This is a genomic window from Amycolatopsis saalfeldensis (genome assembly GCF_900110575.1).
Classification (GTDB): Bacteria; Actinomycetota; Actinomycetes; order Mycobacteriales; family Pseudonocardiaceae; genus Amycolatopsis; species Amycolatopsis saalfeldensis.
Genome location: NZ_FOEF01000003.1, coordinates 257,568 through 272,960 on the forward strand (window position 1 = coordinate 257,568; position 15,393 = coordinate 272,960).

Sequence of the window (15,393 nt, forward strand, 5' to 3'; positions counted from 1 at the left end):
TTGTGCCCGCCTGCCCGCGTCAGCGTCTGGTGTGAATTTTGACCAGGTGGTAGAAATCTTCCGACGCCGTCCTTCGCGGCCGTCGACCCCGCGAGGCAAGGGAGCTGGAATGGGCAAGGTCTCCGTGCAGCTGTACTCGGTGCGTGACGTGTTCGCGACCGATCCGGCGGACGTTCTGCGGCGGCTGGCCGCCATCGGGTTCACCCAGGTCGAGCCGTACGGCGTGGTCGAGAACGTCGAGGCGCTCGCCGCCGGGCTGCCGGCCAACGGGCTCACCGCGCCGACCGCGCACGCGCAGCTGATCGGCGTCGACCAGGAGGCCGTGTTCACCGCCGCGAAATCGCTCGGCATCGGGATCGTGATCGACCCGCTGGTCAAGCCGGAGCAGTGGCAGGACCCGGCCGACATCGCCGCCACCGCCGCCGCGCTGAACGCGGCCGCGAAGACCGCCGCGGAGCACGGGATCACGGTCGGCTACCACAACCACTGGTGGGAGCTGGAGTCCCGGATCGGCGGGCGCAGCGCGTTCGAGGTGTTCGCCGACCAGCTCGACCCGGCGGTCGCGCTCGAGGTCGACGCCTACTGGGCCACCGCGGGCGGCGAGGACGCGGCCGGGCTGCTCAGCCGGCTCGGCGACCGCGTGCGCGCCATCCACGTCAAGGACGGGGCGCTGGCCACCGATGCCTCCGGCCAGGTCCCGGCGGGCCAGGGCGCCCTGCCGCTCGCGGAGATCCTCGCCGCGGCGCCGGACGCGTTGCGCGTGGTGGAGTTCGACCGCTACGACGGCGACATCTTCGAAGCCGTCGCGGGCAGCTTCGCCTTCCTCGCCGACGCCGAGAAGTGAGCACCGGACCGGTCGGCGTCGGCGTGATCGGCGCCGGCGTCATCAGTGACACCTACCTGGAGAACCTCACCTCGTTCCCGGACGTGCGGGTGCTCGCCGTCGCGGACCTCGAGGCCGGTCGGGCGGCGGCGCAGGCGGCCAAACACGGTGTGCCGCAAGGGACCACGGTCGCCGAGCTGCTCGCGCACCCGGAGATCGAGCTGGTCGTGAACCTCACGATCCCGGCCGCGCACGTCGAGGTCGGACTGTCCATTCTGGACGCGGGCAAGAGCGTGTGGGCGGAGAAGCCGCTCGCGCTCGACCGGCAGACCGGGCGCAAACTGCTGGACCGCGCGCGGGAGAAGGGTTTGCGCGTCGCGAGCGCGCCGGACACCGTGCTCGGCGCCGGGCTGCAGACGGCCCGGCGCGCGGTGGACGCCGGGCGCATCGGCGAGCCGCGCACGGCGCTGGCGCTGTTCCAGACGCCGGGGCCGGAGAGCTGGCACCCGGCGCCGGAGTTCCTGTTCCAGGCCGGCGGCGGGCCGCTGCTCGACATGGGGCCGTACTACCTGACCGAGCTGGTCCAGCTCCTCGGCCCGATCCACCGGGTCACCGGGGCCGGGGGACAGGCGCGGGCGACCCGCGTGATCGGCTCCGGCCCGCGCGCGGGCACCGGGTTCCCGGTGACCGTGCCGACCACGGTGACCGCGCTCGTCGAGTTCACCCGGGGCGGCAGCGCGCAGGTGGTGCTGAGCTTCGATTCGGCGCTGACCCGCACGGGCTTCGTCGAGGTGTCGGGCACGCTCGGCACCGCCGTGCTGCCCGACCCGAACCGGTTCGACGGCGCCACGCGGCTGCACCTGCTCGGGGCCGGGGAGCCGGAAGAGCTTGCCGCGCAAGGACATGCGGCCTCGCGAGGCACCGGCGCGCTGGAGCTGGCCCGCGCGATCCGGGCCGGGGTGCCGGAGCGCGCGTCCGGCGAGCTGGCCTACCACGTGCTCGACGCGATGCTCGCCATCGACGAGTCGATCACCCGCGGCCAGTCGGTCGAAGTGGAGAGCACGGTCGAGGTGCCGCCCGCCCTGCCGGAGGGCTGGGACCCGTACGCCGCGACCCTGTAGCCGGCCGTCCCGGCGCGGCGGCACCCGCGCCGGGACGGCTCAGCCGAGCGGCACGGTGAGCAGGTTCTGCAGGTAGAAGCGCAGGGAGCCGACGAGGTCGACGCGGTCGGGGGCGGTGAGCCATTGGACCTGGAGCCCGTCCATCAGCGCGATGAACGTCAGCGCCGCGTACTCGGGGTCGGCGCCTTCGCGCAGCTCGCCGCTCGCGGACAGCACGCGGAACGACTCGACCACGCTCTCGCGCGCCTGCTCGTAGTGGCGCTCGAAGTAGCTGTGCGCCGGGTGGTCGGGCGCCACCGCTTCGGCGGCCAGGCGCGAGTACAGGTCGACGATGCCGGGGTGGCGCACGTTGTGCCCGGCCAGCGCGACGAAGTGGCGGAGCACCTCCAGGCCCGGCGGCACGTTCAGCTGCTCACGCTCGGAGTCCTCGGCGTCCCGGCGCACCAGCACGGCGGCGAGCAGCGCCTCCTTGGTGGGGAAGTAGTACAGCAGGCCGGCATGGCTGATGCCGACGCGCTTTGCGATCTCCCGCAGCGACGAACCGTGGTAGCCGGCTTCGCCGTACAGGGTGGCGGCCGCCGAAATGATGTCCTCGCGGCGGATCCGGCCCTTGAGGTAGCCCCCGCTCACGGGATGTCTATCGGTTCGGCGACATGCACCCGACCATCATGCCGCAGACCCGAAATGAACAATCACAGTGATCGTTCGAACAATCGGGTTGTACGAACTACCGGGTTTCGTGGCATCATCGGCAGGACCACACCCCAGGAGGAACCGCCCATCATGAACGATCGCCCTTCGCGCACCGGGCTGCCCCGCGCCGCCCGCGTCGCGACCTGGACCTTCTTCGCCCTGAACGGGTTCGCGGTCGGCATGTGGGTCGTGCACATCCCCGTGGTCGAGCGCTCCACCGGCATCTCGCACAGCACGCTGGGCGTGCTGCTGCTGGTGCTCGGCGCGGCCGCGTTCGCCGGGATGCAGGTGGTGGGCCCGCTCGCGGACCGGTGGGGCCAGCGCCTGGTCCTGCCGGTGTCCGGCGTGCTGCTCGGGCTCGCGCTGATCGGGCCCGGGCTCGCCGGCAGCTGGTGGTCGCTCGGCCTCACGCTGGTGGCGTTCGGATTCTTCAACGGCTCGATCGACGTCGCGATGAACTCCCACGCCGTGGTCGTCGAGCGCGCGTACCCGCGGCCGATCATGGCCTCGTTCCACGCCATGTGGTCGATCGGCGGGGCGATCGCCGCGTTCGCCGGCGCGGCGGTGCTCAAGGCCGGGATCCCGACGGCGGCCGCGCTGGGCGGCACGGGCGCGCTGTGCGTGGTCCTTTCCCTGGTGGCCGGGCGGTTCCTGCTCAACGCGGAACCGGCGGAGCCCGAGCCGGCCGGGACGGCGGCGGGTCCGGCCGAGCGGGTCCGGCCGCCGCTGCGCCTGGTGTGGCTGCTCGGCGCGCTGGCGTTCGCGCTCATGCTGTCCGAGGGCGTCGCGAACGACTGGGCGGCGCTGCACCTGCAGGACGTGCTGGGCACGTCCGCGGCCACCGCCGCACTGGGCTACGGCTCGTTCGCCGTGGCGATGACCGTGGGCCGGTTCGCGACCGACCGGGTGGCCGCGCTGGTCGGCCCGGCCGCGATCGTGCGTTACGGCTCGGCGCTCGCCGCCTTCGGGCTCGCCATCGCTTCGCTCTCGCCGTGGGTGCCGCTCGCGCTGGTGGGCTGGGCGCTGTTCGGCCTCGGCCTGTCCGGCGGGGTGCCGCAGCTGTTCACCGCGGCGGGCAACCTCGACACCCGCGCTTCCGGCGCGTTGATGGCGAAGGTGGTCGGCCTCGGCTACGTCGGCCTGCTGGCCGGCCCCGCCCTGATCGGCGGCCTCACCCGGTGGATGCCGCTGAACGTCGCCTTCGCCGTGCCGTTTGTGCTCTGCGTGCTGGCCGTGGTGTTCGCCCCGGTGCTGACCCGGCGCCGCGACCGTGAGCCCGCCGAGGTCGGCTGAGCTCGGCGGGGTCAGAACGGGCAGGTCAGAACGGGCAGGTCAGCGGCCCCCGGCGGTGGCCGCCGCCGGTCAGCGTCACCGCCGCCGCGCCGGGCGCGGAACCCAGGTGCCCCACCGTGCAAGCGATCTGCTGGGTGGCCATTGTGGACAGTGACTGGACGTCGAGGCCCAGCGCCACCGTGACGTCCCCCGGCGCCATCGACACCGACGCCGGGGCCGCGTTCGCGGGCACCTCGGTGGTCAGGCCCGCCGCCCGCTCGGCGTCGTCCGGCCCCTCCGCCAGCAGGGTGAGCACACCGCCCGGCGACGTCGTCGTCCCCTGCCGCTGCGCCGCGGTCGGCTGTCCGCCCAGCACGAAGTAGAGCACGGTGCTCTGCGAGCTTTCCGGGACGACCGGCCCGCTCGGCGCCGGGCCCCCGGGGATCACCCCGCTGGGCCGCACCCCGCAGCCGGCCAGCACCACGGCCACCACGGCCACCAGCCCGATCCGGCACACCGCCCGCCCCGTCCCTCCGGCGTTCGGGTTTTCCTTTCCGGGCAACGGTTTTCCGGTGCGCATCAAGCACCTCCTGGGTCGCGGGGGAGGCGGACGGTGAAGACGGCGCCGCCCTCGGGACGGTTGGCCGCGGTGAGGGCGCCGCCGTGCAGCCTGGCGTTCTCCCAGGCGATCGCGAGGCCCAGGCCGCTGCCCTCGGACCGGGAACGGGCCGTGTCGGCCTTGTAGAACCGGTCGAACACGTGGGGCAGCACATCCGGGTCGAGGCCGGGACCCTCGTCGGTGACCTCGATCGCCAGCCGGTCCGGCTCGGCCGAGAGCCGCACCGTGACGGGCGGTGCGCCGTGGCGCAGCGCGTTGCCGACGAGGTTCGCGACGATCACGTCGAGCCGCCGCGGGTCCAGCCGGGCCCGGACGCCGGGCGGCAGTTCCGTGGCCACCTCCGCCGCCCAGCCGCGGGCGCGCAAGGTGGCGCCGACGGCCTCGGCGACGTCGACGTCGTCCAGCGCCAGCGCGGCCGAGCCGGCGTCGAACCGGGTCACCTCGATCAGGTCGTTCACCAGCCGGGTCAGGTTGTGCGTCTCCTGGCTGACCAGCCGCGCCGCCTGCCCGGCGGGCCCGGGCAGGGCCGCGGCCTCGGCGTCGAGCAGGTCGGTGACCGCGGTCATCGCGGTCAGCGGCGTGCGCAGCTCGTGCGAGACGTCGGCGACGAACCGCCGGGCGTCCGCCTCCATCCGCTCCAGCTCGCCGACGTGGCGCTGCAGGGATTCGGCGGTGGTGTTGAACGTCCGGGCCACGCCGGCCAGCTCGTCGGACCCGCGCACCTCCAGCCGGGTCGTCAGCTCGCCCTCGCCGAGCCGGTGCGCGGCCCGGCGCAGCTCCTGCACCGGCCGCAGCACACTGCGCGCGGCCAGCAGCGCCAGCAGCATCGCGAGCACCAGCGCGGCGCCGCCGGTGAACCACGCGCCGCGCGCCAGGTCGCCGATGCTCGCGGCTTCCGAGTCCAGCCCGCGCACCACGTACACCTCGATCCCGGACGGCCGGGTGCCGCCCGCCCCCGAAGGGTCCTTGACCAGCAGCTGGGTTCCGATCACCAGCCCCGGATGACCGTCGTAGTCGATCCGCTGCCAGGCCACGATGCCGGTGCGCACCCGGCGGTGCAGTTCCGCGCTGACCAGGGAGGGGGCCATACCGCCGGCGGCCTGGCCACCGGACTCCGCCACGGCGCTGTCGCCCCGGCCCGCGACGTGGCCGGCCATCGTCGTCAGGTCGCTCGCGGTCGGCGTCAGCGTCGTCAACGGGTACAGCTGCTCGATCCGGTTCGTCACCTCGATCACGGCCTTGTCCTGCGCGCTCTGCAGGATCGTGGTGCGGGCCTGCACGTAGCCGAAACCGGCCACGGCGGCCGCCGTGACCACGCTCAGCAAGGCGAACGCGGACAGCAGCCGCGTCTGCAAGCCCCAGTCGGACCATCCCTTCACAGGGGGCCGAACCGGTAGCCGAAGCCGCGCAGCGTCTGCACGTACACCGGCGCCGCCGGATCGTCCTCGATCTTCGAGCGCAGCCGCTGCACGCAGGCGTCGACGAGCCGCGAGTCGCCGAGATAACCCTGATCCCACACCGATTCCAGCAGCTGCTGCCGGCTCAGCACCCGCCCGGGCGCCGCGGACAGCTCCAGCAGCAGCCGCAGCTCCGTGGGCGCGAGGCCGACCGGCTCGCCGTGCTTGGCGACGACGAGGCCGGCCCGGTCGATGGTCAGCGCCCCGTGCCGTTCGGCTTCCGTCTTCGACTCGGCCGGCCGCGGCTCGCTCGCGGTCCGGCGCAGCACGGCGCGGATGCGGGCCTCCAGCACACGGGCCTGCGCGGGCTTCACCACGTAGTCGTCGGCGCCGGCCTCGAGCCCGGCGACCACGTCGATGTCGTCGTTGCGCGCGGTGAGCATGATGATCGGCAGATCGCCGCCCGCGCGGATCCGGCGGCACACTTCGAAGCCGTCCATGCCGGGCAGCATCAGGTCGAGCACCACCACGTCGGCGACGTCGGAGGTGAGGCGCTGCAGGCCCAGTTCCCCCGTTTCCACGGCTTCCACCGTGTGACCTTGGTAGGTCAGCGCGAGCTGCAGGCCGTCTCGCACGGCCTGGTCGTCTTCGATCAGCAACACCCGGGGCATGGGCTCCACTATTGCAGTGGCGCCTACGACCGCGTCAGCGGAGTGTCATCGTTCGGTAACAAACGGCGATGCTTACGCGGCTGTTACAAAGCTGTCGACGGATGCGGACCGAGCAGGGGTCGCCCGTGCACATTGGCCGCCGAGCATGAATCGCATGATCTTCTCCCGAGCCCGGCTCTATGCGGTGGTAACGCGGGTGCTGGCCGTCCTGCTGCTCCCGTTCGCCTTCCTGCGGGCCCCCGGGCGGGCCTGCTACCTGGCCTGCCAGTGGGCGCTCGGCCTGCGGTTCCCGGCCGAGGACCTGACCGGGCTGGTGCCGGCCGTCCGCGAGGCGTTCACGGCGGCGCGCACCGAGGCGTTCTGGCGCGACGGCCAGCTGATCGGCCTCACCTCCGGCCACCGGGACGCGGCCGAGCAGCACCGCCTGTTCAGCGAGGAGGTCCGCCGCACCGGCTCCGTCCGCGAGGCCTGCCGCTTGGTGCTGCCGCCCGCGGAGTCGACGCACGTCAGCGGCCTCGCCCTCGACGTGCGCCCGACCGAGGGCGCCGCCTGGCTGGAGCGCCACGGCGGGGTCCACCACCTGCATCGCCGCTACGACAACGAGTGGTGGCACTTCGAGTACCACCTCTGCCCGCCGCCGCGCCTGCCGTATCCGGGGGCCGGGGCGCCGGCGGACGGCCGGCCGCGGGTCCGCACCGGGGAATGGGTCGTCTGATCCGTCCGGTGTGGACAGTCTTCAGAACCGGCGCGTGAACGGCAGCGGCTTGCGCATCCGGATCAGCAGCAGCAACGGCACCAGCACGTACGGCAGGTTGAAGGCGAGGAACTTGCCCGGGTTCCCGGTGCGCATCGCCGGGTCGCCGAAGAACTCCACGCCGAACACCACCACGCCGGTGAGTGTGACGATCATCGTCGCGTAGATGACCGCGAACAGCTGGATCCAGTTCCGCCCGGTCAGCAGGCAGTACACGAGCAGCACGTAGAACGGCATGTAGACGAAGGCCGAGAGGCCCGTGACGATCCGCATCCAGTCCGGCGGGTGCATGAACAGCACGTCGGCGTCGTGGGCATACCAGTAGTTGGACTGCACGAAGAAGTTCGAGGACGGCTGCGAGAAGTCCACGCCGACGGTCGGCAGCAGGTCGCTGATCAGCGACGTCACCGTGAACGCGGCGAACAGGACCGCGAAGAAGATGTCGGCCCGGCGGGTCTTCAGCGGCAGGTTCGCGGGCGCGGTCATGAGCGGATTCTAGGCAGGCGAGAGCGGGCCTCCCGGGCGGCGCGCCAGTAGAGTGCCCGCATGAACGCGTTTCAGGTCTGCCTCTGGGTGTTCGCGGGGGTCTGCGCCGTCTGCTGGCTGTTGTCGGTGATCACGCGGGAGTACTCGTGGGTGGACCGGATCTGGTCGCTCGTGCCGGTGGCCTACGTCGCGATCTTCGCCGGCGCCGCCGGGTTCGCCGACCCGCGGCTGGACGTGATGTTCGTCCTCGTGGCGCTGTGGGGCGCGAGGCTGACCTTCAACTTCGCGCGCAAGGGCGGCTACGCGCGCGGCGGCGAGGACTACCGGTGGGCGGTACTGCGCGCGAAGATGCGGCCCTGGCAGTTCCAGCTGTTCAACCTCTTCTTCATCACGATCTACCAGAACGCGATCCTGCTGCTGATCACCCTGCCCGCCTGGACCGCGCTGGAAAACCGTTCGCCGTTCGGCGCCTGGGACGTTGTGGTGGCGGTGATCGGCCTCGCCTTCCTGGCCGGCGAGACGGTGGCGGACCAGCAGCAGTGGGACTTCCACCAGTGGAAGGCGCGCGAGCAGGAAGCGGGCCGGACGCCCGACCCGCGTTTCCTGCAGCGCGGGCTGTTCCGCTTCTCGCGGCACCCGAACTTCTTCTTCGAGCAGGCCCAGTGGTGGATGGTGTGCTTCCTCGGCGTTGCCGCCGCCGCGGCGGTCACCTGGACGATCGCCGGCGCGGTCCTGCTGACCCTGCTCTTCGTCGGCTCCACCGTGTTCACCGAGAGCATCACGCGCGGCCGCTACCCGGAGTACGCCGACTACCAGCGCCGGACGTCGCCGATCGTGCCGTGGTGGCCGCGGCGTGCCGCAGCCGGGGCCTGAAGCCGCTCAGGCGTTGCGGGGCTTCAATTCCGCCATGTCGCCGAAGTCCTCGCCGGGCACCTGGGTGTTGATGATCCGCGGCGTCGCGGAGATCGCGTCCGGCAGCGTGGCCATCGCGGTCTTGAAGTGCGCCGAGCTGACGTGCGCCACCGCCGCTTCCTGATCGCGGTAGCCCTCCACCACCACCCATTCGTTCGGGTCGTCGGCGCTGCGTGACCAGTCGAAGAAGAGGTTGCCCGGCTCCGCGCGGACGCCGGCGGTGAAGTCCGCGACGATCGAAAGCCAGTCGTCGCTCTTCTCCGGCAGCACAGGGAACTTGACGACGATGAAGATCATGGCAGCGGTCCTTTCGCGAGCGGGAATCCGGCACCCCATCCTCCACCGGCGGGCGCGGGCCCGCGATCGGACCGCGGGAGTGATCCGGCGCACACCCCCTCCGAAGAGGTGAACTAAACTCGGGTTTTCGCCGTCATACCGGCGATTTCCGGCGAGGGGGCGGAATCCACGACGAACTGGGGGTTTGACTCATGATCGGTTTCGAGACCGACCTCGACGACTTGCGCGGCGCTTCGGGGCTGGTGGGCAAGGCGGGCGACGGCGCCACCGCGGCGCGCGACGGCGTCAAGAAGCTCGACGTCCCGGGCTCTTCGGGGCCCGCGGACCTGATCGATTCGCTGATGCCGTTCGGCGGCGGCGCGCAGACCGCGTTCGGCCGCTCGCTCGGGATGCGCGACGTGAAGTCGGCCTACGAGTACCACCGGCAGAAGGTGGAGGAGGCGCTGGCGAAGCTGGCGTTCACCACCCAGCAGTCGAGCCGGGCGCTGCTCGAGGTCGCGGACCTGTACGAGGAGGCGGACGCGGACGCGAAGACCCGCGTGAACCGCGCGGCCGCGCAGCTGGAGGGGAACTGACATGGGCGACGACTACTTCGGCATCCAGTCCTCCTCCGGCGACGAGGACCGCTCGGCGCTGCTCGAGGGCATCAGCGACGACCTGCTCGACGGCGCCAACGACGCGCTCGACGGCCTGCTGGCGCTGAAGTACGGCGACTGGATGGCCTACAACATGATGGAGGGCCTCTACGAACAGCAGCAGGAGGCGATCGCGGACGTCTTCCGGGAGTTCTCCGAGGCCGACATCGAGCCGGACTCCGCGGACGGCCTCCAGTCCATGGTCAACAGCTACGAGCAGGTCTGGAAGACGTTCGGCAACGAGCCGCTGACCGACCTCACCCGGGCGCGCCAGCAGATGGAGTCGTGGCGCGGCACGGCCGCCGAGAACGTCAAGACCTACCTCGACGAGCTGCACGCGACCTACGACCGGATGGCGACGGAGATCTCGGTGCTGGAGAGCGGCGTCATCGCGGCGCGCGACGCCGTGTGGGGCGCCCGTTCGGACCTCAACAGCCTCGCGGCCACGTTCAAGGACACCGCGCAGAAGTGGGCTGAGGAAAAGTCGAAGCAGGGCGAGATCTCGTGGTCGCGGGTGCTCGCGGCGGCCTTCGTCACGACGCTGACGACGATGCTGGTCGTCGCGGCCGCGCCCGCCGCCGCGGGGGTGACGGTCACCCTCGCCGCCAAGGGCATCCAGGCCGCGGCCGCCGGTGCCGGCGCGGGGCTCAACGAGCTGGTCGCCGAGCAGGGCGCCGCGGTCGAAGGCAGCAGTGCCAAGGAGATCTACGAGAGCTTCTTCGACCACGTCGACAAGATCCGGACCGGGATGCAGAGCTCTTCGGGCCGGCTGGCCGCGAACATCCGCGCGCACGGCGACCAGCTGCCGAAGATCCCGGCCCCGCCGGACGTGAGCCCCGGCGACTCGTTCGACCCGGGCAACTTCGAGACCTCGAACACCCCGAAGGGCACGGAGGACAAGGTGCGCCGGGAGAACGTCGACATCGCGCCGGACGGCGGCCTGTCCCGCCCGATGTCCCCGGGCACGCTCGGCTGATGACCCCGCCGCCTCCGGACCGCGATTCGCTCGTGACCGCCCTGTCCGCGCTGTCGGCCGACGTCACGTCGCCCGACGGCGCGGCGGGCGTCTCGGTGAACACCGACGGCGTGCTGACCGCGCTGCGCCTGTCGGACGCCGTGCGGGAGATGTCCCCGCACGAGATCGCGGAGCTGGTGCTCCGGACGTACGCCGAGGCGCAGCGCATTTCGGCCCGCCGCACGGGGGAGCTGCTGGCGCCGCTGGGCACGACGGGTTACCTGATGGACCGCCTGCGCTGGCGGGCCGGGTTTTCGCCGGAGATCCCCGAAAACGAGGTCGCCGCCGAAGATCCGGCCACCGGGGATTCCGCGCCGGGGCCCGCTTTCCCCGGCGAGTACCTCCGCGACCGTTCGGGCGACGTGGCTCCGGCGCCGCCCGAGCCCGGCCCGGTCGCGGACGAGGACTGGTACGGCAAGGGCGTGCGCTTCGACCAGGCCTGGTGACCGGCCCGGCCATTTCGTCCTTAAAGGACGGTCAGGGGGTGAACGACGTCGCCGGCGCGCCACCGCCGGTCTGCGGCGCTCCGGCCGGGCGGACCGCGACCTGGTGGTGCTTGGCGGGAGGGGCAGAAGGCCTGCTCGGCCGCGAAGAAGGCGGCGGGGTGGGCGAAGAAGTCGGCGGGGTGCCGGTGATCGTGAACGTGCCCGTCGCGACCCGGCCGTCCGTGCAGGTGAACGTGGCGGTGTAGTGGCCGGGACGGGTGCCGGCCTTGCCTTTGCCGCCGGCATAACCGAAGTTGCCACCGTCGGTCCAGATGATCGGAGCGGCGAAGCCGGGTGACGTGACGGGGCCCGCCGGACTGCAGCCACCGCCCTGCGCGGCGTAGGTCTCGACGTGCATTTCGCCGCCCGGCGCCACTTCCGCGGGCCACAGGGACCAGCCGACGCTCGTCGGTGCGGCGGTGGGACTGAGCAGGGTCGAGCCCAGCAGGGCCGCGCCGGTGATGAGTTCCGTGAACATGGTTTCCTGCCCCTCCGTTGTGCCGTTCTCACGCACGGGGGAGGACAACGGTTGCCTCAGCGGTCGTAGTAGGACGACGGCGGCTGCGGCGGCTCGTTCCACTGCCGGGTCGGGGCGTCGGCGGCGCGGGTCTCGCGGCGCTTGCGGTGGTGCAGGGTGCGCGCGTTCGCGGCCATGCTGTTCACCACGATCGCGATCACCAGCCCGATCACCAGGTTGATCACGGCCGTCGCGATCTTCGCGCTCTGCTCGACCGTGAGGGTCAGGGGCAGCACGACCGCGATGAGCGTCACCAGCACCATGATCCAGCCGAAGAACTGCCCCGGCGCGGGCGTCGCGACGCTCAGCAGGTGCATCAGCCCGGTGGCGAGCAGCGCGGCGACGGCGGCGGAGATCGCGTACGTCGGGGTGCTCGCGTTCCCCCAGATGCCCTCGCCCTTGGGCGCGAGCACCGGCACTTCGAACAGGCCGCGGGCGATCAGCAGGCCGACGATGGCGACCAGCGCGGCCACCACCGCCGTCGCGACGCCGCCCGCCCACAGCCTGGCCGCGTCCACCCCCGTCCGGACGTCGCGGTCGTAACCGCCGTTCTGCGGGTACTGGGCCATCACGGATCCCTCCGTTGCGCGAGCCGTACCGGGCCATTGTCCCGCTATCCGGCCGCGGGCGCTTGTTCCGACGCCCCGGAGGCCCCGGGCTCCGGCAGGCCGCGCAGGCGGAACGCCAGCACGATCAGCATGACCCCGTACAGCACCGCGTAAATCCCGATCAGCACGGCGATCCCGAGCACGCCCGCGATGGGGTGCACGAGCACCAGCACCCCGGCGAGCACGCTCAGCGCGCCGGCGACGATGAGGAACGCCTCGCCGGTGATCTGCTTGCGCAGCCGCACCGCCGCGACGATCTCCGCGATGCCGGTGACCACCGCCCACGCGCCCACCAGCGTCGCCAGCACGAGCACGGTCGTGCCCGGCCACACCAGCGCGAGCACCCCCGCGATCACGCCGAGCGCACCGAGCAGCCCGTACGCGGCCCGTTGCGCGCCGTCTCCCGGCCGGAACGCCTGCACGATCGCGCTGATGCCGTCGAAAAGCGCGTACACCCCGAAGACGATCGCGAGCGCCAGCACGGTGACGCCAGGCCAAACCAGGGTGAGGATGCCGAAGAGCACCGCGAAGGCCCCGCGGGCCGCGACCAGCGGCCAGGCCCGGCGGGGGTCGAGGGCGGATGCGGCCATGAACGCGGACATGTGCGGCTCCCAGGAGAGGACGAAGACCTGGGAAAACGCTAGCAGCGCGAGGAGTCCGGGGCACTGCTCCGGTATTCACCCGATAGGTGTCCGAAATGGACGTCAGCCGGTCACCGGCAGTGCGGTGAGGCGCCAGGTGCCGGGGTCGGGGGCCCGGTGCGCGCCGGGCTCGGTGATCGCGAGCGAGGGGAACCGCCGCAGCACGGCGCCGAGCGCGACCTCCGTCTGGACGCGCGCGAGCGAGGCGCCGAGGCAGAAATGCGGGCCGTACGCGAAGCCGAGGTGCCCGCCGGGGGCGCGGCGGACGTCGAGGCGCTCGGGGTCGTCGAAGGCGCGGGGGTCGCGGTTGACCGCCGCGATCGACGCGGTGACGGGCTCGCCGGCGCGGATCGGCACGCCGTGCAGCTCGAGGTCTTCGGTCGCCTGCCGCGGAATCGTCAGCAGCGCGGGGCCGCACCAGCGGATCAGCTCGTCGACGGCGCCGGCCAGCAGCGCCGGGTCCGCGCGCAGGGCGGCCAGCTCGCCCGGGTGGGCCAGCAGGGCCTCGATCGCGTTCGCGATCAGGTTCGCCGGCGTCTGCCCGGCCAGCACGAGCTGCCAGACGAGCGTGACCAGTTCCCGCTCCGCGAGCCCGGCCACGGTTTTGAGCAGGGCGACCAGATCGCGGCCGGGCCCCGCGACGATCTCGCGCGCGCCGTCGATGATGCCCGGCACCGCGGCGGCGAACCCCGGGCCCGCGCCCGCGAGGACGGTCCGGCCGTATTCGTGCCAGCGCGGCCGGTCGGCCTCGGGGACCCCGACCAGCTCGCAGATCACCTCCATCGGCAACGGCTGGGCGAAGTCCCGCAGCAGGTCCACCGGTCCGCCGGCGGGCAGGGCGGCCAGCAGCCGCTCGACGATCCGCTCGATCCGCGGCCGGAGTTCCAGCGCCCGGCGCGCGCTGAACGCGGGGGAGACGAGCCGGCGCAGGCGGCCGTGCTCCTCGCCCTCCATCTCCTGCATCGTGCGCAGGTACGGCACGCAGTGCTCGGGCACCTCGGGCCGCTGGTAGCTGGCGGCGCCGAGCGCGAACCGCGGGTCGGTGAGCATCGCGCGGGCCTCCTCGTGCCGCGTCACCACCCACATCGGGCCGAAACCGGTCAGGCGCGCCACCGGGCCGCGTTCGCGGGCGGCGCCGTACGCGGCGAACGGATCCCGCTGCACGGCCGGGTCGGTCAGGTCGATCTCGGGCACTTCGATCTCGGGCACTTCCTGGACGGGCGCCATCGGGTCCCCATTTCGCATGTTCAGATCAGATGCTCTCATCATATGCATGGTGACGGTATCTTGGGCAAGCATCCCGAGGCTTTCCGGGGTTTTCCGAGGTGAGGAGGACGATGGCCCGGCTGACCAGGGCGGAGACCCAGGAACGCAACCGCGCGAAGGTGCTCGAAGCCGCGCGTGACGAGTTCGCCGAGCGGGGCTTCCGCGACGCCAAGATCGACGTCATCGCCGAGCGCGCGGAGCTGACCCGCGGTGCCGTCTACTCGAACTTCCCCGGCAAACGGGCGTTGTACTTCGCGGTGCTGGCCGCGGCGGCTGAGCGGGATTCGGCCGGGCCGCGCAGTCAGGACCCCGCGCTCAGCCCCGCCGAAGCACTCGGCGCGCTGGCCGGCGCGTGGGTCGCCCGGCTGCCCCTGGCCACCGACCCCGGGGCGCGGCTGGGCGCCGACCTGATGCCGGAGATCCTGGCCGACGAGCTGACCCGCCGCCCGTACGCGCAGCTGATGCGCTTCGAGGCGATCACGCTCGGGCTGGCGCTGGAACGGCTGGCACCACGGGACGGGCGGCTCGTGCGCGTCGCGGAAGCCGCGCTGACCACGCTGCACGGGGCGAGCCGGCTCGCGGCCGTGGCGCCGGGCTTCGGCGAGCCGTTCAACGTCGTGCGCGTCTGCGAGTCCTTGCCGGGGCTGGGGCTGCCCGACGAATGGCCGCCGGAGCCGCCGATCGTGGCGCAGGCGCGGCCGGTGGACGAGCGGTGGACGCCGCCTTCGGCCGTCGACTCGCTGCGGGATTCGGCCGCCGCGATGGACGGCGACGGGGTGGTGGCGGTGCTGGGCCTGCACCGGCTTTCCGCGGCGGAGGAGGCGATCCGCGCGGCTCCGGCGGGGGACTCGGTCACGATCGCCGTGGTGACGGGCGAGCCCGCCGAGCTGTCGCCGTTGACGCAGCTGGCTCTCGCCGAGCTGCGCGGCCACCTGAAGCAAGCGTTCCCGGCGTCGACGTGGCCACGGGCCCAGGTGGTCCGGGACGACGCGGGGGCGCTGGCGGCGGCCGCGGGGGTGACGGCGGTGAGCGATGCGACCGAGACCGCCGTGCGGATCCGGGACGGGCGGATTGTGTTGCGGGCCGAGGGTTTCGGCGCTTGTCACGCCGTCGCGACCGGGGCGGTCCGGCCGGGCTGACCCCGGGAACGAGCCGGGCCGCCGGTCCACAAGGGACCGACG

The 15,393-nt window shown here is 72.6% G+C and carries 19 protein-coding genes; 9 read left to right on the forward strand and 10 right to left on the reverse strand.

Annotation, left to right across the window (positions count from 1 at the left end):
• Window positions 1-109 precede the first annotated feature (109 nt).
• The gene (locus BMY97_RS08845) at window positions 110-844 is read left to right on the forward strand and encodes a sugar phosphate isomerase/epimerase family protein (protein ID WP_091615248.1); all 735 of its coding nucleotides are present in this window, start codon (window positions 110-112) and stop codon (window positions 842-844) included.
• Window positions 841-1,944 carry a Gfo/Idh/MocA family protein gene (locus BMY97_RS08850; protein ID WP_091615249.1) on the forward strand — a complete coding sequence of 368 codons (1,104 nt, stop codon included), beginning with the start codon at window positions 841-843 and terminating at the stop codon, window positions 1,942-1,944. The genes BMY97_RS08845 and BMY97_RS08850 overlap by 4 nt, the downstream gene beginning before the upstream one ends.
• 39 nt (window positions 1,945-1,983) lie before the next feature.
• Here the strand turns inward: BMY97_RS08850 and BMY97_RS08855 are convergent, their stop codons facing one another.
• Window positions 1,984-2,574 (reverse strand): TetR/AcrR family transcriptional regulator, encoded by a 591-nt coding sequence (locus BMY97_RS08855; protein ID WP_091615251.1) that lies wholly within the window; start codon window positions 2,572-2,574, stop codon window positions 1,984-1,986.
• A 153-nt stretch (window positions 2,575-2,727) separates the two neighbouring features.
• Here BMY97_RS08855 and BMY97_RS08860 point away from each other — a divergent pair, with 153 nt between their 5' ends.
• Window positions 2,728-3,930 carry an MFS transporter gene (locus BMY97_RS08860; protein WP_091615254.1) on the forward strand — a complete coding sequence of 401 codons (1,203 nt, stop codon included), beginning with the start codon at window positions 2,728-2,730 and terminating at the stop codon, window positions 3,928-3,930.
• A gap of 25 nt (window positions 3,931-3,955) precedes the next feature.
• Here the strand turns inward: BMY97_RS08860 and BMY97_RS08865 are convergent, their stop codons facing one another.
• From BMY97_RS08865 to BMY97_RS08875, 3 genes are read right to left on the reverse strand one after another with little or no spacing between them, the layout of a single operon-like run.
• Window positions 3,956-4,489 (reverse strand): hypothetical protein, encoded by a 534-nt coding sequence (locus BMY97_RS08865; protein WP_245787230.1) that lies wholly within the window; start codon window positions 4,487-4,489, stop codon window positions 3,956-3,958.
• Window positions 4,489-5,907, reverse strand: a complete 1,419-nt coding sequence (locus BMY97_RS08870) for a sensor histidine kinase (protein WP_091615256.1) — start codon at window positions 5,905-5,907, stop codon at window positions 4,489-4,491. Before BMY97_RS08870 ends, BMY97_RS08865 begins: the two co-directional genes overlap by 1 nt.
• Window positions 5,904-6,596, reverse strand: a complete 693-nt coding sequence (locus BMY97_RS08875; protein ID WP_091615259.1) for a response regulator transcription factor — start codon at window positions 6,594-6,596, stop codon at window positions 5,904-5,906. Before BMY97_RS08875 ends, BMY97_RS08870 begins: the two co-directional genes overlap by 4 nt.
• A gap of 154 nt (window positions 6,597-6,750) precedes the next feature.
• Here BMY97_RS08875 and BMY97_RS08880 point away from each other — a divergent pair, with 154 nt between their 5' ends.
• Window positions 6,751-7,311 (forward strand): D-alanyl-D-alanine carboxypeptidase family protein, encoded by a 561-nt coding sequence (locus BMY97_RS08880; protein ID WP_091615262.1) that lies wholly within the window; start codon window positions 6,751-6,753, stop codon window positions 7,309-7,311.
• Between the two features lie 21 nt (window positions 7,312-7,332).
• Here BMY97_RS08880 and BMY97_RS08885 read toward each other — a convergent pair whose 3' ends face one another.
• Window positions 7,333-7,836 carry an EXPERA domain-containing protein gene (locus BMY97_RS08885; RefSeq protein ID WP_091615265.1) on the reverse strand — a complete coding sequence of 168 codons (504 nt, stop codon included), beginning with the start codon at window positions 7,834-7,836 and terminating at the stop codon, window positions 7,333-7,335.
• Window positions 7,837-7,896: 60 nt separating this feature from the next.
• On the opposite strand from BMY97_RS08885, the gene BMY97_RS08890 reads away from it, so the two are divergent.
• Entirely contained in the window at window positions 7,897-8,709 is an 813-nt protein-coding gene (locus BMY97_RS08890) for a DUF1295 domain-containing protein (protein ID WP_091615267.1), read from the forward strand.
• 6 nt (window positions 8,710-8,715) lie between these two features.
• Here the strand turns inward: BMY97_RS08890 and BMY97_RS08895 are convergent, their stop codons facing one another.
• The gene (locus BMY97_RS08895) at window positions 8,716-9,045 is read right to left on the reverse strand and encodes a putative quinol monooxygenase (RefSeq protein ID WP_091615271.1); all 330 of its coding nucleotides are present in this window, start codon (window positions 9,043-9,045) and stop codon (window positions 8,716-8,718) included.
• A gap of 191 nt (window positions 9,046-9,236) precedes the next feature.
• Between BMY97_RS08895 and BMY97_RS08900 the strand changes: the two genes are divergently transcribed.
• Genes BMY97_RS08900 through BMY97_RS08910 form a run of 3 tightly spaced genes read left to right on the forward strand, consistent with a single transcriptional unit; the run spans window position 9,237 to window position 11,141 of the window.
• A complete protein-coding gene (locus BMY97_RS08900) occupies window positions 9,237-9,620 on the forward strand; it encodes a hypothetical protein (RefSeq protein ID WP_091615274.1) in 384 nt (127 codons plus the stop codon).
• A 1-nt stretch (window position 9,621) separates the two neighbouring features.
• Window positions 9,622-10,656 (forward strand): hypothetical protein, encoded by a 1,035-nt coding sequence (locus tag BMY97_RS08905; protein ID WP_091615277.1) that lies wholly within the window; start codon window positions 9,622-9,624, stop codon window positions 10,654-10,656.
• Window positions 10,656-11,141, forward strand: a complete 486-nt coding sequence (locus BMY97_RS08910) for a YbaB/EbfC family nucleoid-associated protein (protein ID WP_091615279.1) — start codon at window positions 10,656-10,658, stop codon at window positions 11,139-11,141. Before BMY97_RS08905 ends, BMY97_RS08910 begins: the two co-directional genes overlap by 1 nt.
• A 31-nt stretch (window positions 11,142-11,172) precedes the next feature.
• On the opposite strand, the gene BMY97_RS08915 is transcribed toward BMY97_RS08910, so the two are convergent.
• The 4 genes from BMY97_RS08915 to BMY97_RS08930 all read right to left on the reverse strand — a co-directional run bounded on the left by BMY97_RS08915 (window position 11,173) and on the right by BMY97_RS08930 (window position 14,191).
• Window positions 11,173-11,658: a hypothetical protein gene (locus BMY97_RS08915; RefSeq protein ID WP_091615282.1), complete on the reverse strand. Its 486-nt coding sequence runs from the start codon at window positions 11,656-11,658 to the stop codon at window positions 11,173-11,175.
• Between the two features lie 56 nt (window positions 11,659-11,714).
• Window positions 11,715-12,266 (reverse strand): DUF6069 family protein, encoded by a 552-nt coding sequence (locus BMY97_RS08920; protein WP_091615285.1) that lies wholly within the window; start codon window positions 12,264-12,266, stop codon window positions 11,715-11,717.
• 44 nt (window positions 12,267-12,310) lie between these two features.
• A complete protein-coding gene (locus BMY97_RS08925) occupies window positions 12,311-12,907 on the reverse strand; it encodes an HdeD family acid-resistance protein (protein WP_091615287.1) in 597 nt (198 codons plus the stop codon).
• A 102-nt stretch (window positions 12,908-13,009) separates the two neighbouring features.
• The gene (locus tag BMY97_RS08930) at window positions 13,010-14,191 is read right to left on the reverse strand and encodes a cytochrome P450 family protein (RefSeq protein WP_245787231.1); all 1,182 of its coding nucleotides are present in this window, start codon (window positions 14,189-14,191) and stop codon (window positions 13,010-13,012) included.
• A gap of 92 nt (window positions 14,192-14,283) precedes the next feature.
• On the opposite strand from BMY97_RS08930, the gene BMY97_RS08935 reads away from it, so the two are divergent.
• The gene (locus BMY97_RS08935; RefSeq protein WP_091615292.1) at window positions 14,284-15,351 is read left to right on the forward strand and encodes a TetR/AcrR family transcriptional regulator; all 1,068 of its coding nucleotides are present in this window, start codon (window positions 14,284-14,286) and stop codon (window positions 15,349-15,351) included.
• Window positions 15,352-15,393: the final 42 nt, after the last annotated feature.